This window comes from Streptomyces sp. NPDC093591 (assembly GCF_044764885.1).
Classification (GTDB): Bacteria; Actinomycetota; Actinomycetes; order Streptomycetales; family Streptomycetaceae; genus Streptomyces.
Genome location: NZ_JBIWIY010000003.1, coordinates 61,906 through 86,748, shown reverse-complemented (window position 1 = coordinate 86,748; position 24,843 = coordinate 61,906). Strand labels below are relative to the sequence as shown.

Annotated in this window: 17 protein-coding genes; 3 read left to right on the top strand and 14 right to left on the bottom strand. The window is 70.9% G+C overall.

What is annotated here, in order from left to right; translation table 11 throughout:
* Positions 1-180: 180 nt before the first annotated feature.
* The 12 genes from ACIREI_RS06975 to ACIREI_RS06920 all read right to left on the bottom strand — a co-directional run bounded on the left by ACIREI_RS06975 (position 181) and on the right by ACIREI_RS06920 (position 16,473).
* Positions 181-2,469 (bottom strand): HelD family protein, encoded by a 2,289-nt coding sequence (locus ACIREI_RS06975; RefSeq protein ID WP_403328202.1) that lies wholly within the window; start codon positions 2,467-2,469, stop codon positions 181-183.
* A gap of 69 nt (positions 2,470-2,538) precedes the next feature.
* Complete coding sequence (locus tag ACIREI_RS06970; RefSeq protein WP_403328199.1) at positions 2,539-3,315, bottom strand: zf-HC2 domain-containing protein; 777 nt, start codon at positions 3,313-3,315, stop codon at positions 2,539-2,541.
* A gap of 59 nt (positions 3,316-3,374) precedes the next feature.
* Positions 3,375-3,896, bottom strand: a complete 522-nt coding sequence (locus tag ACIREI_RS06965) for a sigma-70 family RNA polymerase sigma factor (RefSeq protein ID WP_010039908.1) — start codon at positions 3,894-3,896, stop codon at positions 3,375-3,377.
* A gap of 319 nt (positions 3,897-4,215) precedes the next feature.
* A complete protein-coding gene (locus tag ACIREI_RS06960) occupies positions 4,216-4,812 on the bottom strand; it encodes a CGNR zinc finger domain-containing protein (protein WP_403328196.1) in 597 nt (198 codons plus the stop codon).
* A 383-nt stretch (positions 4,813-5,195) separates the two neighbouring features.
* Positions 5,196-6,347 carry a uroporphyrinogen-III synthase gene (locus tag ACIREI_RS06955; protein ID WP_403328193.1) on the bottom strand — a complete coding sequence of 384 codons (1,152 nt, stop codon included), beginning with the start codon at positions 6,345-6,347 and terminating at the stop codon, positions 5,196-5,198.
* A gap of 164 nt (positions 6,348-6,511) precedes the next feature.
* The gene (locus ACIREI_RS06950) at positions 6,512-7,894 is read right to left on the bottom strand and encodes a nitrate/nitrite transporter (RefSeq protein WP_403328190.1); all 1,383 of its coding nucleotides are present in this window, start codon (positions 7,892-7,894) and stop codon (positions 6,512-6,514) included.
* Positions 7,895-8,129: 235 nt separating this feature from the next.
* On the bottom strand, positions 8,130-9,071 hold the full coding sequence (locus ACIREI_RS06945) for a hypothetical protein (protein ID WP_403328187.1): 942 nt from the start codon (positions 9,069-9,071) through the stop codon (positions 8,130-8,132).
* A gap of 197 nt (positions 9,072-9,268) precedes the next feature.
* Positions 9,269-9,991 (bottom strand): dienelactone hydrolase family protein, encoded by a 723-nt coding sequence (locus tag ACIREI_RS06940; protein WP_403328184.1) that lies wholly within the window; start codon positions 9,989-9,991, stop codon positions 9,269-9,271.
* A 630-nt stretch (positions 9,992-10,621) separates the two neighbouring features.
* Complete coding sequence (locus tag ACIREI_RS06935) at positions 10,622-11,833, bottom strand: acyltransferase (RefSeq protein ID WP_403328181.1); 1,212 nt, start codon at positions 11,831-11,833, stop codon at positions 10,622-10,624.
* Positions 11,830-14,028 (bottom strand): bifunctional polysaccharide deacetylase/glycosyltransferase family 2 protein, encoded by a 2,199-nt coding sequence (locus ACIREI_RS06930; RefSeq protein ID WP_403328179.1) that lies wholly within the window; start codon positions 14,026-14,028, stop codon positions 11,830-11,832. The genes ACIREI_RS06935 and ACIREI_RS06930 overlap by 4 nt, the downstream gene beginning before the upstream one ends.
* Positions 14,028-15,332, bottom strand: a complete 1,305-nt coding sequence (locus ACIREI_RS06925) for a hypothetical protein (RefSeq protein ID WP_403328176.1) — start codon at positions 15,330-15,332, stop codon at positions 14,028-14,030. The genes ACIREI_RS06930 and ACIREI_RS06925 overlap by 1 nt, the downstream gene beginning before the upstream one ends.
* A 157-nt stretch (positions 15,333-15,489) precedes the next feature.
* Entirely contained in the window at positions 15,490-16,473 is a 984-nt protein-coding gene (locus tag ACIREI_RS06920) for a LysR family transcriptional regulator (protein ID WP_403328173.1), read from the bottom strand.
* 101 nt (positions 16,474-16,574) lie between these two features.
* Between ACIREI_RS06920 and ACIREI_RS06915 the strand changes: the two genes are divergently transcribed.
* Positions 16,575-17,918 carry an MFS transporter gene (locus tag ACIREI_RS06915; RefSeq protein ID WP_403328170.1) on the top strand — a complete coding sequence of 448 codons (1,344 nt, stop codon included), beginning with the start codon at positions 16,575-16,577 and terminating at the stop codon, positions 17,916-17,918.
* An 86-nt stretch (positions 17,919-18,004) separates the two neighbouring features.
* Here the strand turns inward: ACIREI_RS06915 and ACIREI_RS06910 are convergent, their stop codons facing one another.
* Entirely contained in the window at positions 18,005-19,381 is a 1,377-nt protein-coding gene (locus ACIREI_RS06910; RefSeq protein ID WP_403328167.1) for a cytochrome P450, read from the bottom strand.
* Between the two features lie 172 nt (positions 19,382-19,553).
* Between ACIREI_RS06910 and yicI the strand changes: the two genes are divergently transcribed.
* Together yicI and ACIREI_RS06900 are read left to right on the top strand one after the other, a co-directional pair.
* Positions 19,554-21,806 carry an alpha-xylosidase gene (gene yicI, locus ACIREI_RS06905; protein ID WP_403328165.1) on the top strand — a complete coding sequence of 751 codons (2,253 nt, stop codon included), beginning with the start codon at positions 19,554-19,556 and terminating at the stop codon, positions 21,804-21,806.
* Positions 21,806-22,816, top strand: a complete 1,011-nt coding sequence (locus ACIREI_RS06900; RefSeq protein ID WP_403328162.1) for a LacI family DNA-binding transcriptional regulator — start codon at positions 21,806-21,808, stop codon at positions 22,814-22,816. The genes yicI and ACIREI_RS06900 overlap by 1 nt, the downstream gene beginning before the upstream one ends.
* A 426-nt stretch (positions 22,817-23,242) precedes the next feature.
* Here the strand turns inward: ACIREI_RS06900 and dacB are convergent, their stop codons facing one another.
* On the bottom strand, positions 23,243-24,835 hold the full coding sequence (gene dacB / locus ACIREI_RS06895) for a D-alanyl-D-alanine carboxypeptidase/D-alanyl-D-alanine-endopeptidase (RefSeq protein ID WP_403328159.1): 1,593 nt from the start codon (positions 24,833-24,835) through the stop codon (positions 23,243-23,245).
* Between the last annotated feature and the right edge of the window lie 8 nt (positions 24,836-24,843).

Here is a 24,843-nt window from a genome sequence, read left to right as displayed (position 1 = left end):
CATGACACCGACCCGCCATGCTCGCCTCGCGGCAAGTGGTCGCTCGTAGCGACGAAGGTTGGGCCCGGGGGCTTGGATCGAGCCGGTGCCACACCCAGGCTAACAAACAGATCCCGTAAGGCCATTCCCGCACCGCGAGTTCGTTTTCCTGCCGTCGGTGAAGCCCCCGTTCGGCCCCGGTCAGTCCCTGAGCAGGTCGGGCACCCCGGTCGCGTCCGGTTCGTCCCGCTCCCCCGACACCACCGTCAGCTGCTGGGTGGCCCGGGTCAGCGCGACGTACAGCACGCGCAGGCCGGCCGGCGACTCGTCCGCGATCTCCGCCGGGGAGACGACGACCGTCGCGTCGTACTCCAGCCCCTTCGCCTCCAGGCTGCCGAGCGCCACGACCCGGTCGCCGAGCCCGGCGAGCCACTTGGCCGCCTCCTCGCGCCGCTGCATGGCGACGACGACGCCGACCGTGCCGTCGACACGGTCGAGCAGCCGGGCGGCCTCCTCGCGGACCGTCTGCGCGAGTGAGTCCCGTACGACCGTGAAGCGTGGCTCGACACCGGTGGAGCGCACCGCCGACGGGGACTGCGAGCCGGGCATGGCCAGCGCCAGCACCTTGGCCGCCAGTTCGGCGATCTCGGCGGGGTTGCGGTAGTTCACGGTGAGCTGGAAGCGGCGGCGCGGGCGGGTGCCGAGCGCCTCGTCGCGGGCCTGGGCCGCCTCGTCGACGTCGGACCAGGAGGACTGGGCCGGGTCGCCGACGATCGTCCAGGTGGCGTGCCGGCCGCGGCGGCCGAGCATGCGCCACTGCATCGGCGTGACGTCCTGGGCCTCGTCGACGATGACGTGGGCGTACTCGACGCGCTCGGCCGCCAGCCGCTCCGCGCGCTCGCGCTGCGACTCCTCGCGGACCGGCATCAGCTCCTCCAGCCCGGTGAGCTGGTCGAGCGGGTCAAGCTCGCGCTTCCTCTTCGGGCGGGCCGGGCTGCCGAGGATCGCCTGGAGCTCGTCGAGCATGGCGATGTCGTGCACGGAGTGGCCGTCCCGCTTGAGCGAGCGGGCCACCTTGCGGACCTCGCCGGGGTTGAGGATCCGGCGGGCCCAGCGGCCGAGCCGCCGCTCGTCGGCCATCGCCTCCAGCACGGTTCTCGCGGTCAGCTCCGGCCACCAGGCGTCGAGGAAGGCGATGAAGCTGTCCTCCGAGGTGACGTCCTCGTCGAAGGAGGAGCGCAGCTCGGCGGCGAGTTCCGGGTCGGAGTGGCGGGTGGCGCCGCCCGACTGCGCCCACAGGGCGTCGAGCAGCAGCTTGCGGGCGCGCGGGCGCAGCAGGTTCACGGGCGCCGTACCGCCGAGGGCGTTGCGGCGGATGCGCTCCAGCTCGTCGGCCTCCAGTTCGAGCCGGCGCCCGAAGGCGACGACCCTGAGCCGGGCCGGCGAATCGTTCAGCTCCAGGGCGCCCCGGGCGGCCTTCCGCAGCACCTTGAGCATGCGGTAGGACCCCTTGGCGCGGGCCGTGGCCGGGGAGTCGTACAGCGTGGCCTCGGCACCGTCGACGAGCGAGCCGATCGCCCGGATGGCGACCTGGCCCTCCTCGCCCAGCGACGGGAGCACGCCCTCGGTGTACGCCACCAGCAGCGGGGTCGGCGAGACGATCAGGATGCCGCCCGCGTACCGGCGCCGGTCCTGATAGAGGAGGTAGGCGGCGCGGTGCAGCGCCACGGCCGTCTTCCCCGTCCCCGGCCCGCCCTCGACGTACGTCACGGAGGCGGCGGGGGCGCGGATGACCAGGTCCTGCTCGGCCTGGATGGACGCCACGATGTCCCGCATGGTGTGGCTGCGGGCCTGGCCGAGGGCGGCCATGAGGGCGCCGTCGCCGATCACGGGCAGCTCGTCGCCGCCGAGGAAGGCCTTGAGCTCGGGGCGCATCAGGTCGTCCTCGACGCTCAGCACCCGGCGTCCCTTGGAGCGGATGACCCGGCGCCGTACGACCCGTCCGGGATCCACCGGAGTGGAGCGGTAGAACGGGGCCGCGGCCGGGGCCCGCCAGTCGATGACCAGCGGGGCGTAGTCCTGGTCGAGCACGCCGATGCGGCCGATGTGCAGGGTCTCGGCGATGTCGGCGGTGTTGTCGTCGCGGACCGCGCCCTCGGCGGGCTCGACGGCGGTGTAGGCGCCGTCGGGTCCCTTCTTGCCGTCCTTGCCGAGGAGCAGGTCGATCCGGCCGAAGAGGAAGTCCTCGAACTCGTTGTTGAGCCGGTTGAGGTGCACTCCGGCCCGGAAGACCTGTGCGTCCCGCTCGGCGAGTGCGCCGGGCGTGCCGACCTGGCCGCGCTTGGCCGCGTCGTTCATGAGGAACTCGGCCTCGTGGATCTTCTCCTCGAGCCGCTGGTACACCCGGTTCAGGTGTTCCTGTTCGACGCCGATCTCTCGGTCTCTCAGGGAGTCTTCGAGCGCGGTTTCCTGTTGAGCCTGAGCGGCCACCGGGCCCCCTTCTGACGTGCTGGGCAGCCGTCAACCGTACGCGAAGGGGACCCGGAAAAGCTACGGAGACTACGCGTCGACCTCGACCAGCTTCTTTCCGTCGAAGTCCATGACCTCGATGTGATCGACGTCGTCGGGGGACATGGAGACGCCGCCGCTGACGTAGAGAGGGTTCCTGGCCTGCTCGGTCTTGGCGTCTGGGATGCCGTAGCCCCACTTCGGGACGGACCAGGAGGCCGCCGTCTCGCGCTCGCCGTCCTTACTGACGAAGATCAGGGAACACTTGAGCGGACCCTTGACGCCCCCGAGCTCAAGGGCCGTCTCGGTGCCCCACGCCTTCTCCTGCATGGCGACGGTCGCGGTGACCTTGCTCGCCGAGTCGGTGCCCGTGACCTTGTTCTCGATGCTGTTGAACAGGTCCCTGGCGGGGTTCGCCGCGAGGGTCTGGTTGGTGCCGCCGCCCTCCGAGTCGCCGCCGGTCGTCGCGATCGCGGCGAACGGGCCGCCGACGATCAGCGCGGCGGCCGCGGCCACCATGTAGAAGCTGCGCCGGCGCTTCTGGGCGCGGCGCTCGGCGACCTCGTCGACGAGCTTGTTCACCAGACGCGGGCTGGGCTTCGCCGACAGGGACTCGCCGATCGCGGGCGAACCGGAGCCGGGCAGGTCCGCGAGCGCCGCGAGCATCGGCTCCATTCCGGCGAGTTCGTCCAGCTGCTGGGCGCACCATTCGCAGGTCGCGAGGTGGGCCTCGAAAGCGGTTGCCTCGGCGTCATCGAGAATCCCGAGGGCGTAGGCACCGACGGTTTCGTGCTCGCTCGGGCCCGGATGTCCCTGCATGGGGCTCATGGATCCAGACATACCCGAACCGCCCATCCCGAATCCCTGGTTTCCCCCGTAAACACTCATCACGCCGTCACCCCCCGCTCCTCCAGAGCCAGCTTCATCGACCGCAGGGCATAGAAGACCCTTGAGCGAACGGTGCCACTGGGTATGCCCAGCGTCTCGGCCGCCTCGTTGACCGTACGCCCCTTGAAGTACGTCTCGACCAGGACCTCCCGGTGGGCGGGGGTCAGGTCGTCGAGTGCGTCCGACAGCGTCATCAGCCACAGCGCCTTGTCGATCTCGTCCTCCGCGGGGATGACCTCCAGCGGCGACGGATCGACCTCCTGCGGCCGGGCCTGCCGGCTGCGGTGGCCGTCGATGACGATGCGCCGGGCGACCGTCACCAGCCAGGGGCGTACCGATCCGGTCGCTCGATTGAGCTGTCCGGCGTTCTTCCAGGCACGGATGAGCGTCTCCTGCACGACGTCCTCTGCTCGTTGCCGATCACCGGCGACCAGTCGAAGGACATACGCGAGGAGGGGTCCGGCGTGCTCTCTGTACAGCGCACGCATCAGCTCCTCATCAGGTTCCGAGGGCTGGGACATGCGATGTCGGGCCCTCGATCCACGTTCATTGGCCACGACGGAATCCTTGCGCACGCCCACCTCCGATGTCCGGGGGTTCCCCCAGTCGGTCGCTCGTCTACCCGTACGGAAGCGGTGTGTTGAGTGTTCAAAGCGAGGCGACAGTTTTCTTCGGAGTGACGTGACGAGCGGGACATGGCAGCACATTCCCACCGTGCGATCTTTACATTTCCACCACATCGACAAGATCGAGGGGTCGCTTCCCTACGGGTGCGTAGGTAAACGACATGTAATCGAAATCACTTCGACAGTCGCTCCACAGAAGCCGCATAACGGACCGTCAGGCGCGGGCGAGGGCGGCTCGACGACGGTGCCGGGCGACCCTTTCCCGGTTCCCGCAGACCTCACTGGAGCACCAGCGCCTTCTGCGCCCCCGGGACGAATCGACATAAACGATCGGGCAGTTGTCACCCTCGCACTCCCGCAGCCCGGCCCGCGCCACCGGATCGGTGAGCAGTTCCACGGCGTCCCGCGCGATGGCGCCGAGCAGCGCGGCGCACTCGGGCGGATGATCCAACTCCCTCACGAGGGTGCCGTCTTCACCCCGTACGGCGCGGGGGGCCGGGGGCGCGGTGCGGGCGATGTCGTTCACGTGCGCGAGCGCGATGTCGTACGACGGCCAGGGCTCGGGGGCGATTCCGCCGCGCACCAACTGTCCGATACGTCCCCGCAGTTCGCGGAACCGGACCAGCCAGGAGGCGTCGGCGTGGGCCAGCGTGGTGCCCGGCGGGACGAGCCCGGCGCCGGTGATCCAGGCGCACAACACCTCGACGGAGTCGAGGTGTTCCTCGGGGTGCGTGGTCGCGAGGAGATCCAGACAGATCCGCCCGGCATCGAACCGCAGCTCGTACGCGTCCGTGACCGTACCCAGTGCCATGTGCCTGTCACCGCCTAGGGGTCACCCCGGGAGAACTGGAAGAAGCGTTCCCTCTAACAGTGCCTGCCCGATGACGACTCCCGGAACCCCTCGTACCGGACGGCCGGAGGCTGAGCCTCTCGGCGCCGGTCCGTGTCTTTCAGCCCGCCCGGCGTTCGAGGACGAGACCGCGACGTCCCGAGCCCCACCTATCCGTAGGGGTGCGACACCCGTAGGGGCGCGACCTCTCGACGCCGGCCCAGGCATCCCAGCCCGTCCGGCGTTTGAGGACAAGGCCCGTTCAGGGCCGGAGCGGGGGTCTGGGGGCCGCAGGCCCCCAGGGGCCGGGGTCGAAGGGGCAGCACCCCTTCAAGGATGGGACGGGTAGGGGCGGCGGGGGCGAATCACGCGTCCGCGTACTTGGCGTCCGCCGCCGGATCCAACGCCAGCCGGTACCCCCGCTTCACCACCGTCTGGATCAACTTCGGCGCCCCCAGAGCCGTACGAAGCCGCGCCATCGCCGTCTCCACCGCATGCTCGTCCCGCCCCGCCCCCGGCAACGCGCGCAGCAGCTCCGCACGGGGCACCACCCAGCCCGGCCGCCGGGACAGGGCCCGCAGCAGGGACATACCCGCGGGCGGCACGGGCCGCAGGACGCCGTCGACCAGGACGGCGTGCCCGCGGATCTCCACCTGGTGCCCGGCGATCGGCAGGGACCGGGCCCGGCCGGGCAGCTCCTGGCACAGCAGCTGGACCAGCGGACCGAGCCGGAACCGCTCGGGCTGGACGGTGTCGACGCCGAGCGCCTGCAGGGGCAGCGCGGTGACCGGCCCGACGCAGGCCGGAAGGATGTCGTGGTTGAGGGCGGTGAGCACTTCGGGAAGCAGCCCGCGCTCCTCGGCCCGCGACAGCAGCGACGCCGCGGCCGGGGCGCTGGTGAAGGTGAGGGCGTCCAGACCACGGGAGACCGTCGCGTCCAGCAGACGGTCGACCGGGCCGATGTCCTCCGGCGGCAGCCACCGGTAGACGGGCACCCCGAGCACCTCCGCTCCCGCGGCCCGCAACGACTCCACGAACCCGGGCAGCGGCTCACCGTGCAGCTGGACGGCGACCCGGCGCCCGTCGACCCCCTCCTCCAGCAGCCGGTCCAGCACCTCGGCCATGGACTCGCTGGACGGCGACCATTCCTCGTTCAGCCCGGCGGCCCGTACCGCGCCCTTGACCTTCGGCCCACGCGCGAGCAGTTCGACCCCGCGCAGCCGTTCCAGCAGGTCCTCGCCCAGCCCCCATCCGTCGGCGGCCTCGATCCAGCCCCGGAAGCCGATCGCGGTCGTGGCGACCACGACGTCCGGCGTGCGCTGGATGATCTCCTTGGTGGCGGCGAGCAGCTCGCTGTCATCGGCGAGCGGCACGATGCGCAAGGCAGGAGCGTGCAGCACTGCGGCGCCACGCCGCTGGAGCAACGCCCCGAGCTCGTCGGCCCGGCGTGCGGCGGTCACGCCCACGGTGAACCCGGCGAGGGGCCCGTGTTCGGATTGCTGCTGTGTGTCGTACATAACTCTCGTCCCGCACTCGAGTTGTGGTGCCTGCGCCAGGTGGTCCACCGGGGGTGACCGGGAGCGGCTCCTGATCGCACCCTTGGTGGGTACACCTGCATGCCGATCGAGCCTGTCAACGGTGCGTGACAGGCTCGGTTCGGCTTGATGTCAGCGGTGTTACGTCACACCTCCGCGTAGCTGAGCTGCGGCTTTGCCTCCGTGGACGATGTGGCGTGCGTCTCCGAGGCGGCCGGGCGGCGAAGGTATACGGCCCAGGTGACCACGAAGCAGGCGGCGTAGAAGGCGAGGAAGGCGACGAAGGCGCCGGTGCCGGAGCCCACGGTGAGGAAGGACTGGCGGAAGGCGAGGTTGATGCCGAGGCCGCCGACCGCGCCCACCGCGCCGATGAGGCCCATGGAGGCACCGGAGAGCCGGCGGCCGTAGGCGGCGGCGTCCTCACCGGTGAGCCCCTTGGCGAGGGCCTTGTTGTGGAAGATGCCGGGGATCATCTTGAACGTCGAGCCGTTGCCGAGCCCGCTGAGAACGAACAGGGCGATGAAGGCGCAGGTGAACAGCGGCAGCGACTTCTGCATCGAGGCCACGATGATGACCGAGGTCGCGGCGGCCATGGCGACGTAGTTCCACAGCGTGATCTTCGCACCGCCGAACCGGTCGGCGAGCGAGCCGCCCACGGGCCGGATCAGCGATCCCAGCAGCGGGCCGATGAAGGTGACGTAGGCGGCCTGCAGCGGCGTACGCCCGAACTGGGTCTGGAGCACCAGCCCGAAGGCGAAGCTGTACCCGATGAAGGAGCCGAAGGTACCGATGTAGAGGAAGGACATGATCCAGGTGTGGGCGTCCTTCGCGGCGTCCTTGGCGGCGCCGGTGTCGTTCTTGACGGACGAGATGCTGTCCATCTTGAGCCACGCGAGGACGGCGGCGATCACGATGAACGGGATGTAGATCCCGAGCAGCAGGCGCGGGCCGCCACTGGCACCGATGACCGCGAGGCCGATCAGCTGCACGACGGGCACGCCGATGTTGCCGCCGCCGGCGTTCAGACCGAGCGCCCACCCCTTCTTACGCAGGGGGAAGAAGGCGTTGATGTTGGTCATGCTGGAGGCGAAGTTTCCGCCACCGACACCGGCCAGCATCGCGCACAGCAGGAACGTGGTGAACGACGTCCCCGGCTCCATCACCGTGAACGCGGCGACCGTCGGCACGAGCAGCAGGCTCGCCGAGATGACCGTCCACATCCGGCCGCCGAAGATGGCGACGGCGAAGGTGTAGGGCACGCGGACGACGGCGCCGACCAGCGTGGCCATCGAGACGATGGTGAACTTGTCGGCGGGGGTGAGCCCGTACTCCGGCCCCATGAAGAGCACCATCACCGACCACAGGGTCCAGATCGAGAACCCGATGTGCTCGGAGAGGACCGAGAAGAAGAGATTCCGCTTGGCGGTCTTCTCTCCCGTCTCGTTCCAGAAGGTCTCGTCCTCGGGGTCCCAGTGATCGATCCAGCGGCCTCCCCTGCTTGCAGCGGGGGCTGTGCTAGGGGCTGTCATGACGCCTCCACGGTACTTCGGGGCTCGGTCGCACTTCGAGTGGCTGATCCCGAAGGTAGGGAGGGCTCGTTTCCGGGCTGTGGCATCTAATGACCGGAAAGGAACTTTGCTCTCACCCGGCGGGGAGGGTGGATGAGAGGTTGCGTGTGGGGCGTCCCTATATGCGGGCCCCTAGGCAGCGGCACCCTAGGTAGCGGCGTCCCTTATATAGAGGCGCGATGCAGGGACGGCGGTGTCAGCGCTGCGGGGGCTGCCAGTGGGGGTTGGGGTTCTGCTGGGGGTGGGGCTGAGGCTGGCCGTACGGCTGGTGCGGCGGCTGGGGCGGCTGAGGCTGCGGTGTGACGTACGGCCCCGGGGGCTGGGGCGCACCGTAGGGGCCGGCGGCGGGGGCAGGGACGGGCTGGTTGCCGTACGGCCCGGGGGCGGGGCCTGTGGGCTGAGCGGGATAGGAACCCGGGGCGGCGGGCCGGCCGGCGTACGGACCGGCGGTCTGCTGACCGTAACCAGCGGGGGCACCCGGGATGGGCGCGCCGGGCGGGGGCTGGTTGCCGTACGGCCCGGCGGCGAAGGGCTGCCCGGGCAGCTGGGTGCCCGGCGGCAGGTAGCGCACCCGCCCGGACTCCTCGGTGAACGGCATGAACCCGGCGGACTGCAGCCGGGCGGCGAACTTCGCGTTGCGCTTGCGGTTGACGACGAAGACCACGCCGAGGATCGCCAGGAAGAACACCCATGTGAGCAGCGCCGCGATCCACGCGGCGGCGTCCGCCCCGAGCCGCACCCCGAGGATCCCGGCGCCGACAGTGACGCCCACGGCGGCGTAGCCCGCCCGCTTCTCGGCGTTCTTGCCGGTGAGGTCGAAGTTGATGCGGGCCTTGAGGAGCTCGAAGGCGTCCGGCACGAGGGGAGGTACGGAGACCCCGTCGTGGGCGTTCGGATACTGCGCCCAGTTCTGCGCGGCGCGGGCGCGGGCCTGGGGGCTGGGGTCGGGCGCGATCATCATGACGAGCGCGCCGTTGCGCCCGGTGCTCTGCCGTACGTCCAGGTACTCGTAGCCGAACTGCTGGGCGATGAAGGCGAGCCTGGCGAGCTTCTTCACGGAGGCCATGGGGCTGGTGAGCTCGACGGGCCCTCCGCGCGCCATCAGCTGCAGCATCTTCTGCGCTTGCCGCTTGCTCATCGCCGTCCGCTCCCCACCGACCACCTGGGCCACTCGGCCCAGGTGGTCACCCCGTTCACTTGCGCAACAGCGTCAGTCTTCCACGCGGGTCTGACAGTCGGGACCTGGGTGGGCGCGCTTCACGGACGTCAATCCGGAGACGCGCCGCCCCGACCGGCCGGTGCACCTGCCGTCTGCTGCCCGCCGGAGGCCCGGCCTCATTTCAGGTGTCGGTCCAAGAACCGGCACCCGTCCTCCAGCTCGAACCCTGGAGTGCCGGTGTGTCCTCCCACATTGGCGTGCAGCGTCTTCTCCTCGCTGCCGAAGGCGTCGAACAGGTCCAGTGCCCGTTGCCGGGGGTTCCCTTCGTCGTCCCACTGCAGCAGGAACAGCAGCGGAATGCTGACCTGCCGGGCCTCCTCGCGCTGGGCACGGGGCACGTACCCCCCGGCGAAGAAGCCCGCGGCCGCGATGCGCGGCTCGACCACCGCCAGCCGAATACCGAGGGCGGTCCACCCCCCGGAGTACCCGACCGGGCCGCCGATCCCGGGCAGCTCAAGGAGGGCGTCCAGGGTGGTCCGCCATTCCGGGACCGCGTTCTCGACCAGCGGGCCGATGAAGGACTCCAGGATCTCGTCGACCGGCTCGCCGGCCTGCATCGTCCGCCGGAGGTCGGCGCGGGCCTGCTCGTCGGCGGCGGAACGGGGCCGGTCACCGCACCCGACGGCGTCGATGGTGGCCACCGCGTAGCCGCGCCCCGCGGTGTACCGGGCCCGTGCCACCAGCCGCGGGTCCGCCTTGGGCAGGCCGTTGTTGTGGGCCATCAGGACCAGCGGGGCCGGTGCGGATCCGGGCGTCCACAGGGTGCCGGGGATCTCGCCGAGGGTGAATTCGCGCTCGAGGACGCCGTCGTCGAGGCGCTGTTCGGAAGTGAATTGCACGGTCGTGCCTTTCGGGAGTGCTCTTGAACGGCGCTCCCGGACGGCCTACCGCCCGACCGTGACCCCGGAGGGAAGCACCCATGTCGATACTGCGTTCACGGATACCACCTCCTCGTTTTTCGCACGGCCGCCGGAAAAGTAGCAGTGGTCGCCGTGGTCCGCCAACAAGTTTTCACGGAGGCTCCGGGGTCACGGTCGGGCGGCACGATCCAACGGATTCACAGCCGCTCAGGTCGGTTACGTACTCGGTGACAAGGCCGGAGCCATCGAAGCCATGCAACAGGCGGACCGGCTCCGCCCTAGCGTGTACCAGCGCACACGAGTACACCGTTGTGGTCTATTGGTCGAGCGACAGCTGGTACTCGCACACCTGGAAACGGCCTGCGCCATCTGGACCAGGCCCTCGACGCGCACCTGGCGCGATAGCGGAACTCGATCACCCGCTCCCCAGCGGCAGCATCTTCGAAGTCGAGCACTTCGATCTCCGACTCGCCGAACTTCAGTGTGCGCACCTGGGGCTCCTCAACTCGGTCCAGGAACCGGAGAAGCTCCCACTGAGGAAACCGGCGGCCGGGCGCCACGCGCAAAGAAGGGGAGAGCGGCTCTCCGGCCGGGCGGGCGCCGTGTCCCTTACCTGGCGTGCGTACGCCTCTTCCGAGCCCCGTCCGGCCACAGCTGCGGCTTCCGCTTCGCCGCCAGGTCCTCCGCCCAGCCGAACCACACGATGCAGCTGCCGATGAGCACCCAGGTGAAGGCCAGTACCGGCCACGGGCTCTCCAGCAGCCAGGAGAAGTGCTTCCACATCACGTCGATGTTCCACAGCTGGTCCCACATCGTCGCGGCGATGAGGATGCAGGTGTTGTGCCAGAGGTAGATCGTCACCGCGCGGGAGTTGAGCAGGGTGATCAGGCGGTCCCAGCGGCGCAGGCGGCGGGGCCACTCGGCCCAGGACGGGCTGATGTGCAGCAGGAGCAGGACCGTGCCGAAGGACCACAGGGCCTGGGCCAGGGGCATGCTGTCCAGGTCGTTGCCTTCGCCGAAGTCGTGGTTCAGGGCGTACCAGAGCCCGACCGCGGCGAAGATCGGCGCGAGGGACGGCACGACGTAGCGCGGCAGTCGGCGCAGGATGCCCTCCTGGTGCGCCATGCCGAGGATCCAGCAGGCGCCGAAGGTGCTGAAGTCGGTGAGCGCGGACGGGATGCGTTCGCCGGGGAGCGTGATCCAGCCCTGTTCGAAGGCCAGCGCCAGGGCGAGCGGCGCGAGGAGCGTCACCGCCGGCATCGCGCGCAGGGCCTTCAGCAGGAACGGCGAGAGCAGGACGTACCAGAGGTAGGCGCGGATGTACCAGAGCGGTCCCGCGAGGTCCACGGCCCAGTTCTCGCCGAGGAAGCCGTGGAGGCCGGGGAGGCCCTCGGCGTACGGCGGATCGCTGAGCGGGACGATCCAGTACGCCAGGTGGATCCACCACCAGCCGGGGTGGCCGTCCGCGTCCGGGCCCCAGCCCTGGATGACCATGCCGGTGACGCCGACCACGCCCAGCAGCCACAGCGGAGGCAGGAGGCGGCGTATGCGGCCTCGGATGACCTGCGCGGGCGGGCGCTTGAGGGAGCGGGCCATGAGGTTGCCGGCGAGGGCGAACATCACGCCCATGGAGGGGAAGACGAGGGGCAGCCAGGCCCAGCCCGTCAGGTGGTACAGGACCACGCGGAAAAGGGCGAGGGCGCGGAGCAGGTCGAAGTAGCGGTCGCGAACCGGGCCTTTGCGGGTCTGCTCGGGCGTCTCCGGCCGGACCGGGGCCGGCGCGTCGGACGGCGGAGCGGAGGTCGGGGAGGGAGGGTTCATCGGACCGGCCTCTCGTCCATGACCGGCCGGCCCTGCGCCGGCACGGTCGGCGGTGCGGACACCCCGCCCTTGCGCCGCAGCTTCTGCCAGCGCAGACGGCCGCCGGTGAGAGCCGTGATCCAAGACTGGAGCAGGACGACGTACATGAGCTGGCGGTAGAGGATCTGCTGGAGCGGGAGCGAGATGAGCGGGGTGAGCGGCTCGCGGTCCAGGACGAAGGCGTAGGCCGCGCAGACCACCTGGATGGCGAGGACGCCGAACCAGGCCAGGATCGTCTTCTCCGTGGGGCCGAAGACCAGGCCGTAGATGAGGAAGACGTCGATCAGGGGTGCGAGGAGGGGGGCCAGGACCATGAACAACGACACCAGCGGCAGGCCCACCCGGCCGAAGCGGCCCGACGGGCCCCGGTCCACCAGGGCGCGGCGGTGCTTCCAGATCGCCTGCATGGTGCCGTACGACCACCGGTAGCGCTGGGACCACAGCTGCTGGACCGACTCGGGGGCCTCGGTCCAGGCCCGGGCCTTCTCGGCGTACACCACGCGCCAGCCGTCGCGGTGGATCGCCATGGTGATGTCGGTGTCCTCGGCGAGGGTGTCGTCGCTCATGCCGCCGACCCGTTCCAGGGCCGAGCGGCGGAAGGCGCCGACCGCGCCGGGGATCGTCGGCATGCACTGCAGGACGTCGTACATACGGCGGTCCAGGTTGAAGCCCATCACGTACTCGATGTGCTGCCAGGCGCCGATGAGGGTGTCCTTGTTGCCGACCTTGGCGTTGCCGGCGACCGCGCCGACGCGCGGGTCCGCGAAGGGCTGGACGAGTTCGCGGACGGTGGACGGCTCGAAGACCGTGTCGCCGTCCATCATCACGATCAGGTCGTAGCTGGCGTTGGCGAGGCCGCGGTTGAGCGCCGCGGGCTTGCCCGCGTTGAGCTGTCTGATCACCCGTACGTTCGGCAGCCCCAGGCCCTCCACGAGCCGGGCCGTGCCGTCGCTGGAGCCGTCGTCGATGACGATGATCTCGACGGGGTGTTCGCTGCGCATCAGGGACCGCACGGTGTTCTCGATGCACTTGGCCTCGTTGTACGCCGGGACCAGCACCGACACCGGTTCGGTGACCGGTGCGTTCGGGCCCCAGCTGAAGTCCCGGCGGCGGGTGCGGCGGGCGTGGAGGCCGGAGAGCAGCAGCATCAGGCCGAAGCGGCCGATGACGAGGGAGCCGATGGCGGCGAGGCCGACGACCAGGATCGCGGTGATGTTGTCGGAGGCGTCGACGAGGAAGACCCATGCCTTGCCCTTCCACAGGTCGAGGCCGGTGACCTGGGTGTGGGCGCTCGGGGCGTCCAGGGCCTCGGTGAGGTTCTGGAACTCGTAGCCCTTCTCCTGGAGTTGGGGGATGAGCTTGTCCAGTGCCTGGACCGTCTGGTGCCGGTCGCCGCCGGAGTCGTGCATCAGGACGATCGCACCGTCGCCGGGCTTGGGGGTGGAGTTGCGGATGATCTGCTCGACGCCCGGCTTGCGCCAGTCCTCGCTGTCGGTGTCGTTGACGATCGTGATGTAGCCGCGGCTGCCGATGTACTCCGTCACCGGCCAGGAGTTGTTGTCCATGTTCTCGGACTTGGACGAGTACGGCGGCCGGAACAGCGAGCTGCGGATGCCGACCGCGCCGGCGAGCGCGAGCTGGTTCTGGGAGAGCTCCCAGTCGATGCGCTTCTTGGACTGGTAGGACAGGTCGGGGTGGTTGAAGGTGTGCAGGCCGATCTCGTGCCCCTCGTCCACCATCCGCTCGACGAGGTCCGGATAGCGGGAGGCCATCGTGCCGGTGATGAAGAAGACGGCGTGCGCGTCGTTCCGCTTCAGGGCGTCCAGCACCTTCGGCGTCCACTCGGGGTCCGGGCCGTCGTCGAAGGTGAGGACGACGCTGTTGTCCGGCACGCCCAGTGTGGTGGCTTCGCCGCCGCGGGTGTCGATGACCGGGCCGCCCTTGAGGATCTCCTGCGGCACCTTGTCGTTGGCGGCGGCGGGCCGCACACGGTAGTCGGCGAGGATCTCGCTGTGGACGTAACCGCGCAGCATCAGCATCGCCATCAGCGCGACGAGGACGAGCGAGGGCAACAGCAGGCGCATGGGCACACGGCGGCGCCGGGAGCCGTCGGGGGCTCCCTTCGCGGGCCCGGGACGGCGGGTACGGGATGCCATCAGAGGGTGTACTCCGGGGACGGGGCGGCGTGCACGGAGGCGGAGGCATCCGGCTCCTGCGCGATGGGCGTGGGGTCGCTCGGGCCGTTCGCGACGGTCCCGCCCGCGGGTTCGTCGATGGTCGGAGGGTCGGTCGGCTCCTCGGCGGGGCCGTCGATGTCCGTCGGGCTCGGGTCGGGGTCGGGGGTGGTGGGCTCGACGGTGGGGTCGGGGTCCGGGGTGGGGTCGGTGTCCGGGTTCGCGGTCGGCTTGGTGGCGCTCGGCTTGGGGGCGGCGGACGCGCCGGGCTCCTCGGCGTCGGGCGACGCGTCGGGGGCGGTGGCGCCGACGCCGGGGGACACGGTCGTATCGGCGGTGGCCGTCGGGGAGATGTCCGGCGAGACACTGCCGGTGCCGGAGGGCTGCGGTGCCGACTCCGCGGGCAGCGGCGGGGTGTCGACCTGGCCGGCCGGCTGCTCCTTGGGCCGCTCCACGGGCAGCCAGGGCGCGTCGGAGTTGCCGGACAGCAGCGTGGCGACGATGACCACGGCGTAGACCGCGCAGGCGAGGCCCACGGCCATGCCGATACGGCGGAAACGGCGGCTGCGGCGGCCCGACTCGTCGACGAACACGGGCCCGTCGGAGCCCTCGCCGCCACCCGGGGCGTCCTTGGCCGCGCGCAGCATGTTGTCGAGCTGCAGGCCTATGCCGTCGAGTTGGACGGTGACCTCGTGCGGATCGTGGGTGGCGCCGGGCACGTCGGGCTCCGCGGACTCCGCGGACTCCGCCCACGGGTCACGGACAGCGGCGGCGCGTGTCTCGCCGGTCGCCAGGAACGCGTCGTTCCGCGGTGCCGGGGGCGTGGCGTTCCTGCGCGCCGACGGCCGGTCGAAGGCCGACCAGCCGTCCGGCTTCCCGATGGGCCGGCCTGCGTCCTGCGACTTCCCGATGGGCCGGCCTGCGTCCTGCGCCTTGCCGATGGGCCGGCCTGCGTCCTGCGCCTTGCCTTCGGTCCGGCGCGGGTCCGCGGCCCTCCCGACCGCCGGAAGCACCGCGGTCTCCTCGGCGTCGGATGCGGCGGCCCTCGGCCCGCCGCGCAGGATCTCCGTCTTGTCGGCGCCCGAAGAGGCACGCCCGCCACCGTGGAGTATCTCCGTCTCCCTTGCCTCGGATCGGGAGCGCAGGCCCTGACCGGGGACCTCGGTCTCCCCGGTCGCCGGGAAGGCCTGGGTGTCACCCCTGGAACCCGCCGGGGAGGAATCGCCCCCGGGCTCCGATACCGCTTCGGGCCACTCCGGTTGGGCGTCTTCTCGCCACTTCTTCACGCGCACGCACATCCCCCCACGGGACCGTTCCGGGTGCGCGCACGACACTGAGCACCCGTCGCCGTACCGAGCCCCCACCCGGCCGAGCGCCCCCCATTACCACACTGTGCTCAGGACATGAATGTAGCGCACGCGGAGGTTTAGTGGTTGCCACGTGTTAATTGTGAACGCTCCCAGTGGCCAAATCGATGGCCGGAACCCATCCCTCGACGGGCCTCACCAGCCAGCCCTCCTCGGCCGTGAGCTCGGCCGCAGCGCGCCGAAGGGCGTCCAATGCGGGGTGCACCAGGCCCTTTCGCCACACCAGTGACACCGGCGACAGGGGCACGGGATCGGTCAAGGGCCGCAGCACGGTCCCGGGCATGGCCGGAAAGTCGATGACGGCGAGAACGGGGTTCCGCGTCTTGGCCATGATCCGCTGGAACTCCTCGTCACCGACAGCGAGCGGGGCGGGCGGAGCCACCCTGATGCCCCGCCCGTCGAACAGCCGGCGCGCGAGGTCGGTCCACTCCGGGGTACGGGGGTTTCCGGCGCCGGCGTACACGGTCTCGCCGGCGAGCTCGGCCAGGGGTACGGCGTCCCGTTCCGCCAGCCGGTGGTCCTCGGGCAGCACGATCGCCATGGGCTCGTAGCGGACGGGCTGGTGGTCGAGACCCGCCCGCAGCGCCGGGTCCAGTCCCGCGAACCGGCCGAAGGACGCGTCCAGCCGACCCGCGACGATCTCGCCGACCGCTCCCGTCAGACCGCTCTCGTAGCGAGCCATCAGCTCGTGCTCGGGGGCGAGTTCACGGGCCCGGTGCAGGACGCGGCGCGGGGTGGTCAGGCCCGGGGAGTTGAGGTCCACCAGCAGGGGGCGGGCCTGACCGAAGGCGGCGAGCAGGTCGTCCTGGGCCTGGAGGGCGCGGCGCGCGTACGGCACCAGCCGCTCGCCGTCGCCCGTCAGCGTGACCTGCCGTGTCGTCCGCACGAACAGCTCGGCGCCCAACTCCCGCTCCAGCCGCCGTACGTCCCGGCTGAGCGCCTGCTGGGCGACGTACAGACGGGCCGCGGCGCGTGTGAAGTGCAGTTCCTCGGCCACGGCGAGGAAGGCGCGCAGGAGGCGGGGGTCGAGGTGAGCGGGAGCGGGACCGGGAGCGGGCATGCGGGGAACCTACAGCCCGCACGCGACTTACAACACGGGTGCGTGAATCCGCGCCGAGCAGGTGTTGGACCCCGTGATCCCCCGCGGGCCACGGTGGATCCATGCCGCAGCCGCCCTACAGGAAAGCCCCGAACACCGGGAAAACTCCGAATGTTGGAGAAGCCCCAGCACGTCCCCTGCTCACGATCACCGCCGACGCCCTCGTCGCCGTCGACTTCGGACCCCGGACGCGGCACCGCCCGCCCGGGCCGTACCGCCGCCTCTTCACCCACCCCGGCGCCCGCGCCTTCACCCTGGGGAACCTCATCGCCCGCCTGCCCATGGGCATGTTCAGCGTGAGCGCGGTCGTGATGATCGCCGGTTCCCGGGGTTCGTACGCCCTCGCCGGCGCCGTCACCGCGACCGGCCTCGCGGCGACCGCGCTGGTCGCCCCCTGGACCGCGCGGCTCGTCGACCGGTACGGCCAGGCCCGCATCGCCGTACCCGCCACGCTCTTCGCGGCGCTGGGCAGCCTCGCGCTGCTGCTGTGCGTGCACTACGACGCCCCCGCCTGGACCCTCTTCGCCGCGTACGCGGCCACGGCGACCACTCCCAACACCGGCGGCATGTCCCGCGCCCGCTGGACCCATCTGCTGAAGGGCGACACCGAGTCCCTGCACACCGCGAACTCCTTCGAACAGGCCGCCGACGAGCTGTGCTTCATGCTGGGCCCCGTCCTCGCGGCCTTCCTGTGCGGGACGTTCTTCCCGGAGGCGGGGACGCTGGTCGCCGTGGTGCTCCTGGTGACGGGCGTGCTGGTCTTCGCGGCCCAGCGGTCGACGGAGCCACCGCCTCGGGGCCGTACGGCCGACGCATCCGGTACGACCGCCGCGTCGCCCCTTCGCGCCCCGGGAATGCCCGCGCTGCTGGCCGTCTGCCTCGCCATGGGCGCGGTGTTCGGCTCGACGGAGGTCGTCACGATCGCGTTCGCGGACGCGGAGGGTCACCGCACGGCGGCGGGTGCGGTGCTCGCCCTCCAGGCGGCCGGGTCCTGCGCCGCGGGCCTGTGGTTCGGCCGCCTCCGGCTGTCCGGTCCCGCCGAGGACCGCTACCCCTGGTGCATAGCCGCGATGACCGCCCTCCTGACCCTCCCCCTGCTCGCCGCATCCCTCACGGGCTCGCTGATGCTGCTGGCCCCCACCCTGCTGATCTCCGGCATAGCCACGGCCCCGACCATGATCACCAACATGGCCCTGGTCCAGCAGCGCACCCCGGACGGCCGCCTCAACGAGGGCATGACCCTGGCGGTGACGGCACTGCTCGGGGGGATCGCGGCCGGCAGCGCGATCGGCGGCTGGGCGGCGGAGCACCTGTCCCCGACGGCGGGCTACGGAGTCCCGGTCACTGCGGCGGCTACGGCACTACTCATCGCGCTCGCGGCAACGCCCCGAGGGGCGCGGGGCTGAATCAATATGCGGCTCCGCCGCGCGGTCGCGACCAGCCACGACGGAGCCGCGCCCGCACACCCACCCATCGCGGCACCATCATCCGCTCAGCCCCGCGGAGCGACCCGCACGCGCGCGGGCCCCTTCGCCATCAACGTGATCCCCGCCCCCAACGGCACCTCTCCCGCCTCCGCGTCCTCGAACACGAACTCCCGCACCAGCACCGCCAGTCCGAGCACCGACTCCAGCATCGAAAGGTGCTGCCCTATACAGGCCCGCGGCCCACCACCGAACGGGAACCAGGCGTACCGCGGGCGCCCCGCCTCGGCCTCCGGCGTGAAACGGGAGGGGTCGAAGCGCTCGGGTTCCGGCCAATAGTCGGGATGCCGCTGGGTCACCCAGGGGCTCACCAGGACGTCGGCGCCGGCCGGTATCCGTACGCCGTCCACCTCCGCGTCTGCGACCGAGCGGCGGCCGATCACGGGCGCGGAGGGATACAGCCGCATGGCCTCCTTCAGCACCATCGTCAGATACGGCAACGCTTCCATGTCCTCGGCGGTGGGCGCCCGGCCGCCACCGGGACCGCCCAGCACCCGGTCCACTTCCTCCCGCACGCGCCGCTGCTCCTCGGGGTGCCGGGCGAGGAGGTGCAGGCCGAAGGCGAGTGCGGTCGCGGTCGTCTCATGGCCGGCCAGCAGGAAGATCAGCACCTGCTCGCGGAGTTCGTCGGCGTCCAGGCTGCCGTCGTCGGCGTTCTCGGCGTGGACGAGGAGGGTGACCAAATCGGCCCGGTCCCCCCGGTCCCGGCGGCTGTCGATGATCCCGTCGCACAGCGCGTACAGCTCCGCCTGCAGGCGCCCGGCACGGCGGTTGGCGGGGGTGGGCCAGGTGCGCGGGGCCTTGAGCGGCGAGAAGCCCCGTTTGAGGGAGTACTCCTGGAGCGGGGGCAGGGTGCGCTCGATCACCTCGAACGCCTCCTTCACGTCGGTCCCGAACAGGATGCGGCCGACGACACGCAGTGCGAACCGGTGCATCTCACCGACCAGTTCGACGGTTCCACCCGACACCGAACGCCACCGGTCCGCCAAGGCCGCCGCCTCCTCGGCGACCTGCCGGGCACAGCCGTTCACCCGGCGCCGGGTGAACAGCGGCTGCACCAGCCGCCGTTGGCGCAGATAGGCGTCGTCCTGGCTGGTCAGCAGTCCGTTGCCGACCGACTGACGCAGTTCCTCGTAGAAGACGTTGTCCTTGCGGAAGTCGGCGGCCCGCGTCGCCAGCACCTGCTGTGCGCCCTCGGCCGAGAACACGGCGTAGATGTCCGACCGCAGCCCCGGCGGCCCGGCCCGGAAGCGCACCACGTCGCCGTGGTCGCGGCGCGCCCGTAAGTACGTGGCGAGGGGATCGTTCAGGAGGTCGCTCATCGAGCCGAGGAACGGACTTCCCGTCACGATCGGCGCGGGGGCGGCCGTCGTCGTCAGCGTCATGGTCCCCCCATTCCCGCCCCAGTCCCACGCAAGCCATTGACGCACCCTCAGGCCACACATACCTTCGACTGTCGAAGCGCTTCGACACATACCGTCGAAACGATTCGACGAACGGAGCCGGGAATCACCGCAGACGCAGTCGAGTCGAGTCGAGTCGAGTAAGGGACCCCCCATGAAGTTCACGGACGGCTACTGGCTCCTGCGCGAGGGAGTCACCGCGGACCACCCCGCCGAAGTCCTCGACGTCACCGAGTCGGACGGCGCCCTGGAGATCCACGCGCCGACCCGGCCCATCCGCACCCGCGGCGACCTGATGACGGGACCGGTCATGACGATCAACGCCCACACCCCGATGCCCGACGTCATCGGCCTCACCCTCACCCACTTCAGCGGTGAGCGGCCCCGCGGCCCCGAGTTCGAGCTCGCCGAGTCGGAGGGGACCACCCCGCAGATCTCCTACGACGACGAGCACGCGACCCTCACCTCCGGCGCCCTGTCGGTCCGCGTCGCCCGCACCGGCCCCTGGCAGGTCGAGTTCCTGGCCGACGGCCGCACCCTCACCTCCAGCGGCGCCAAGAGCATGGGCATCATGCGGGACGCGACCGGGGCGCACTATCTGCGCGAGCAGCTGCGCCTCGGCGTCGGCACGTCCGTCTACGGCCTCGGCGAGCGCTTCGGCCCGCTGGTGAAGAACGGGCAGGTCGTCGACATCTGGCAGGCCGACGGCGGCACGTGCAGCGAGCAGGCGTACAAGAACGTCCCGTTCTTCCTCACCGACGCGGGCTACGGCGTCTTCGTCGACCACCCCGGCAAGGTCTCCTTCGAGGTGGCCTCGGAGGTGGTGTCCCGGGTGCAGTTCAGCGCGGAGACGCAGGAACTGACGTACTACGTCATCCACGGCCCGACCCCGAAGGACATCCTCCGCAAGTACACGGCCTTGACGGGCCGCCCCGCGCTCCCGCCCCCGTGGTCCTTCGGCCTGTGGCTGTCGACGTCCTTCACCACGTCGTACGACGAGGAGACGGTGACGTCCTTCGTGGACGGCATGCGCGAGCGCGAACTGCCGCTCTCCGTCTTCCACTTCGACTGCTTCTGGATGCGCGAGTTCAACTGGTGCGACTTCCAGTGGGACCCGCGCGTCTTCCCCGACCCGGAGGGCATGCTGGCCCGGTTGAAGGCGAAGGACCTGCGGGTCTGCGTCTGGATCAACCCCTACATAGCCCAGCGCTCCCCGCTCTTCGCGGAGGGCAAGGCGCTCGGCCACCTGCTGAGGCGGCCGGACGGCAGCGTCTGGCAGTGGGACCTGTGGCAGCCGGGCATGGCCCTGGTCGACTTCACCTCCCCCGCCGCCCGCGACTGGTACGCCGCCAAGCTGGAGGCGCTGCTCGCGCAGGGCGTCGACTGCTTCAAGACCGACTTCGGCGAGCGGGTGCCGGTCGACGTGGTGTGGTCCGACGGCTCCGACCCGGAGCGGATGCACAACTACTACACGTACCTCTACAACCGCACCGTCTTCGACGTACTGCGCAAGCACCGCGGCGAGGAGGAGGCGGTGCTCTTCGCGCGCTCGGCGACGGCGGGCAGCCAGCAGTTCCCCGTGCACTGGGGCGGCGACTGCGAGGCGACCTACGAGTCGATGGCGGAGTCGCTGCGCGGAGGTCTCTCGCTCGGCCTGTCCGGCTTCGGGTACTGGAGCCACGACATCGGCGGCTTCGAGGGCACGCCGTCGCCCGCGCTGTTCAAGCGGTGGCTGGCGTTCGGCCTGCTGTCCTCGCACAGCCGCCTGCACGGCTCGTCGTCGTACCGGGTCCCCTGGCTGTTCGACGAGGAGTCGGTGGACGTGGCCCGCCACTTCATCCGTCTGAAGCTGCGCCTCATGCCCTACCTCTACGAGGCCGCCCGCACCGCCCACACCGAGGGCGTGCCGATGATGCGGGCGATGGTGCTGGAGTTCCCGGACGACCCCGGGTGTGCGCATCTGGAGCGGCAGTACATGCTCGGCTCGGACCTGCTGGTGGCGCCCGTCTTCAGCGACGAGGGGGACGTCTCGTACTACGTCCCCGAGGGCGCCTGGACCCACTTCCTGAGCGGACGGACGGTGACCGGCCCGCGCTGGGTGCGCGAACAGCACGGCTTCCAGAGCGTGCCGCTGCTGGTGCGGCCGGGTGCGGTGATCCCGGTGGGCGCGGTGGACGACCGGCCCGACTACGACCATGCCGACGGGGTCACGCTGCGGGCGTTCGGGCTGGAGCAGGGCGCGCAGGTGACGGTGCGGGTCGGGGAGGTGGCCTTCACGGTCGTACGGGAGGGGGACACGCTCAGGGCCTCGTGCAGTGACCCGGCCGCGCCCTGGGGGCTGGCGGTGGGCGAGCGCGAGGTGCGGGCACCGGCGGGGACCGGGTTTCTCTCCCTGGAGCTGGGCTGATGGTGAAGATCACGGACGTGGCGCGGCACGCGGGGGTCTCCCCCAGCACGGTCTCCTACGTCCTCAGCGGCAAGCGCCCCATCTCCGACGAGACCCGGCGCCGCGTCGAGGACTCCATCCGCCTGCTCGGCTACCGCCCGCACGCCGGCGCCCGCGCACTGGCCGGCCGCAGATCGAACGTGCTGGCGCTGGTGGTGCCGCTGCGGGCCGGGATCGATGTGCCGGTGGTGATGCGGTTCGCGGTGTCGGTGGTGACCACGGCGCGTCAGTACGGCCATGACGTGCTGCTGCTGACCCAGGAGGAGGGCGAGGCGGGCCTGCGGCACGTCGTGGACACGGCGTTGGTGGACGGGCTGATCGTCATGGACGTGCAGCTGAACGATCCACGGCTGCCGCTGCTGCGCGGCCTGGACCGGCCGTCGGTGATGATCGGCTTCCCTGCCGCGTCCGAGGGGCTGACCTGCATCGACCTCGACTTCATGGCGGCCGGCGAGGCGTGCGTGGAGCATCTGGCGCGGCTCGGGCACCGGGTGGTGGCGCTGGTGGGGTCGCCGCCGGAGGTGTATGTGCGGGGGACGGCGTTCGCACAGCGGGTGGTGCAGGGGTTCACGGCCGCCGCCGACCGGGGGCGACTCTCTTCCGCCGTACATCCGTGCGAGGCGTCGCCCGCGGCGGCACGCGCGGTCGCCGAGCAACTGCTGCGGGAGCAGCCCGCGTTGACGGGGGTCGTCGTCCACAACGAGGCGGTTCTGGAGCCGCTGATCGACGCCTTTGAGGGGCTGGGGCTGCGGGTGCCGGGGGATCTTTCGGTCACCGCGATCTGTCCGGACGAGCTCGCGGAATCGCTGCGGGTGCCGGTGACGTCGATCGCGTTGCCTGCGGCCGAGGTGGGGGCGCGGGCGGTGGAGCTGCTGATGAAGAAGCTGGACGGGAAGGCCGTGTCGGAGGCGACTTTGCTGGCGCCGAGGATGACGGAGAGGGGGAGTACGGGGCGGCGGGCGGTGGCGTGAACTGTGGGTGATCGTGCTGCTGGGTGGGGGGCTCGTGTGCTGTACTTGGATGCGGAGGGCGCCGTCTGGGCGGGTGATGCTTCACTCAGGCGGAGGCCCCGGCTCAACCGGTGTTTGTCGGATGTCCCCAGGACCTTTGGGGATATCCGACTACCGGGTGAGCCACCAGAGCAGCCACCTCCTCGCGTGCCTTGCCGCTCGCTCCGGCAGAAGCCGGATCAGCCGCATGACGAGAGTCGGTTTCTGCTCCTCGTGACGGCACATGCTGGGGCGTCCTCCCTTCGACGTGAGGCGGCCTTGCTCGGCCCCGGTACCGCTCTCGTCGGGCCGGGCCCCGACGAGGTGGGGCCCGGAGTGAAGGGAGGACGCACCCAAAGGGCGCGTCACGGCGTCAGATTACCGTATTCATGCAGTTACTGCGCGCAATCAGCAGATATCCGGCTTACGCCAACTGCACTCGATGTCGGTGTTCGTCCCGCCCCCACGCACCGACGCCGAACCCGCCGCCCCCGCAGTCGACTTGGCCAACGTCACCACGATCGCGTCCTCCAACGGCTTCACCGACGAGGCCAGATAGTTGTTGAGGACGATGCCGTAGACGAGTTCACGTCCCCCGGCGTCCGTGACGTACCCGGACAGGGCCGACGCCCCCGTCAACGACCCGGTCTTCGCACGGGCGTTGAGCGCGGCGGCCGTACCGCACATCCGCGTCCGCAGCGTGCCCCCGACGAACCGGTCCGGGGCGCAGGCGACGGGCAGTGAGCGGTACCAGTCGGCGTACCAGGGCTCGGCGCGCACGGCGAGGAGGAGCTCGACGAGCTGTCCGGCCGGGAAGTTGTTCATCCGCGAGAGCCCTGAGCCGTCGACCTGCCGCACCTTGCCGGAGTCGACGCCGATGCCCTTGAGGTACCCGCTGACGGCACGCAGCCCGGCGCTCCAACTCCCCTGCTTCGACGCCTCGTAGCCCATGGCCTTGGTGAGGATCTCGGCGTGCATGTTGTTGGAGAGCTTCATGAACGGGACGAGCAGATCCTTGAGGGGCATGGAGTCGTGTGAGGCCAACTCCCTTGCGGTGGCGGGGGTTTGACGGCCCAGGCGGGTCGGCCCGGCGACCTTGACGCCGTGCTCCGCGAGCGCGTCCCGGAAGACTGCGGCGGCGTATCCGGTGGGCTCCCAGACGGTGACCCACTCCTTCGCGCCGGACCCGCCGACGGGTGTCGTACCGCTGACGACGATGGTGTTCGTCCCGTGCTCCCGCTCCACGGCGAGGTCGTTCGCCCCACCGGCGGCGACGGTCGTGGCCCGCACGTCGAGGTCGACGTAGTCGGTGTCGGGCGTGACGGTGACGACCGGTTCGTCACCGGCCTCCTCCCCCGGCGCGACCGTGACGATCACGGTCCCGGTGTCGTAGTCGGTGTCCGGGGCCACGCTGAGGGCGCTGATCTGCGCCGAGTAGTAGGAGGACTCGTCGTCGGCGGCCCAGGAACGGCCGAGACGCCGGTCGTCGAAGCGGGTGTCGTCGGCGACGAGCCGCCCGGCGACGCGCGTGACGCCGGACGCGGCGACCTCGGCGGCGAGCCGGTCGTAGTCCTCGGCGAGCAGGGTCGGATCGCCGGTGCCGCGCAGATAGAGGTCGCCGTAAAGCACCGTGCCCTGCCGTCGGCCGGTCGACAGCGCATCCGTCGTGAACCGGTACCCGGGGCCGAGCACCTCCATCGCGGCGGCCGACGTGGCGAGCTTGGTGTTGGAGGCGGGCATGAGGCGGGTGGTGGGCAGGTGCTGGTAGAGGAGCTCGCCGGTGCGGGCGTCCGCGACCACGACGCTCGCCACGCCGCCCTCCATCCGCGCGTCGCCCAGCACGGTGTCGATGGCCTCCGGCAGGCCACTTCGGTCGGCATCCGCACCGGCCTGCGCGCCGGGACCGAGGACGGCGGCGACGAGCGCCACAGCGGCGGGCCAAATCCACTGTCTTCTACGGGAGTCGAGGCGTCTCCCGGAATCGCTCACGGGTCTGCTCATGCTTCAGC

Bases quoted from the DNA above. Each gene is read 5' to 3' on its own strand.
- ACIREI_RS06970 (WP_403328199.1), bottom strand. From the start codon at position 3,315: ATGAGCCCCATGCAGGGACATCCGGGCCCGAGCGAGCACGAAACCGTC.
- ACIREI_RS06965 (WP_010039908.1), bottom strand. From the start codon at position 3,896: ATGTCCCAGCCCTCGGAACCTGATGAGGAGCTGATGCGTGCGCTGTAC.
- ACIREI_RS06960 (WP_403328196.1), bottom strand. From the start codon at position 4,812: ATGGCACTGGGTACGGTCACGGACGCGTACGAGCTGCGGTTCGATGCC.
- ACIREI_RS06955 (WP_403328193.1), bottom strand. From the start codon at position 6,347: ATGTACGACACACAGCAGCAATCCGAACACGGGCCCCTCGCCGGGTTC.
- ACIREI_RS06950 (WP_403328190.1), bottom strand. From the start codon at position 7,894: ATGACAGCCCCTAGCACAGCCCCCGCTGCAAGCAGGGGAGGCCGCTGG.
- ACIREI_RS06945 (WP_403328187.1), bottom strand. From the start codon at position 9,071: ATGAGCAAGCGGCAAGCGCAGAAGATGCTGCAGCTGATGGCGCGCGGA.
- ACIREI_RS06935 (WP_403328181.1), bottom strand. From the start codon at position 11,833: ATGAACCCTCCCTCCCCGACCTCCGCTCCGCCGTCCGACGCGCCGGCC.
- ACIREI_RS06930 (WP_403328179.1), bottom strand. From the start codon at position 14,028: ATGGCATCCCGTACCCGCCGTCCCGGGCCCGCGAAGGGAGCCCCCGAC.
- ACIREI_RS06920 (WP_403328173.1), bottom strand. From the start codon at position 16,473: ATGCCCGCTCCCGGTCCCGCTCCCGCTCACCTCGACCCCCGCCTCCTG.
- ACIREI_RS06915 (WP_403328170.1), top strand. From the start codon at position 16,575: ATGCCGCAGCCGCCCTACAGGAAAGCCCCGAACACCGGGAAAACTCCG.
- ACIREI_RS06910 (WP_403328167.1), bottom strand. From the start codon at position 19,381: ATGACGCTGACGACGACGGCCGCCCCCGCGCCGATCGTGACGGGAAGT.
- yicI (WP_403328165.1), top strand. From the start codon at position 19,554: ATGAAGTTCACGGACGGCTACTGGCTCCTGCGCGAGGGAGTCACCGCG.
- ACIREI_RS06900 (WP_403328162.1), top strand. From the start codon at position 21,806: ATGGTGAAGATCACGGACGTGGCGCGGCACGCGGGGGTCTCCCCCAGC.
- dacB (WP_403328159.1), bottom strand. From the start codon at position 24,835: ATGAGCAGACCCGTGAGCGATTCCGGGAGACGCCTCGACTCCCGTAGA.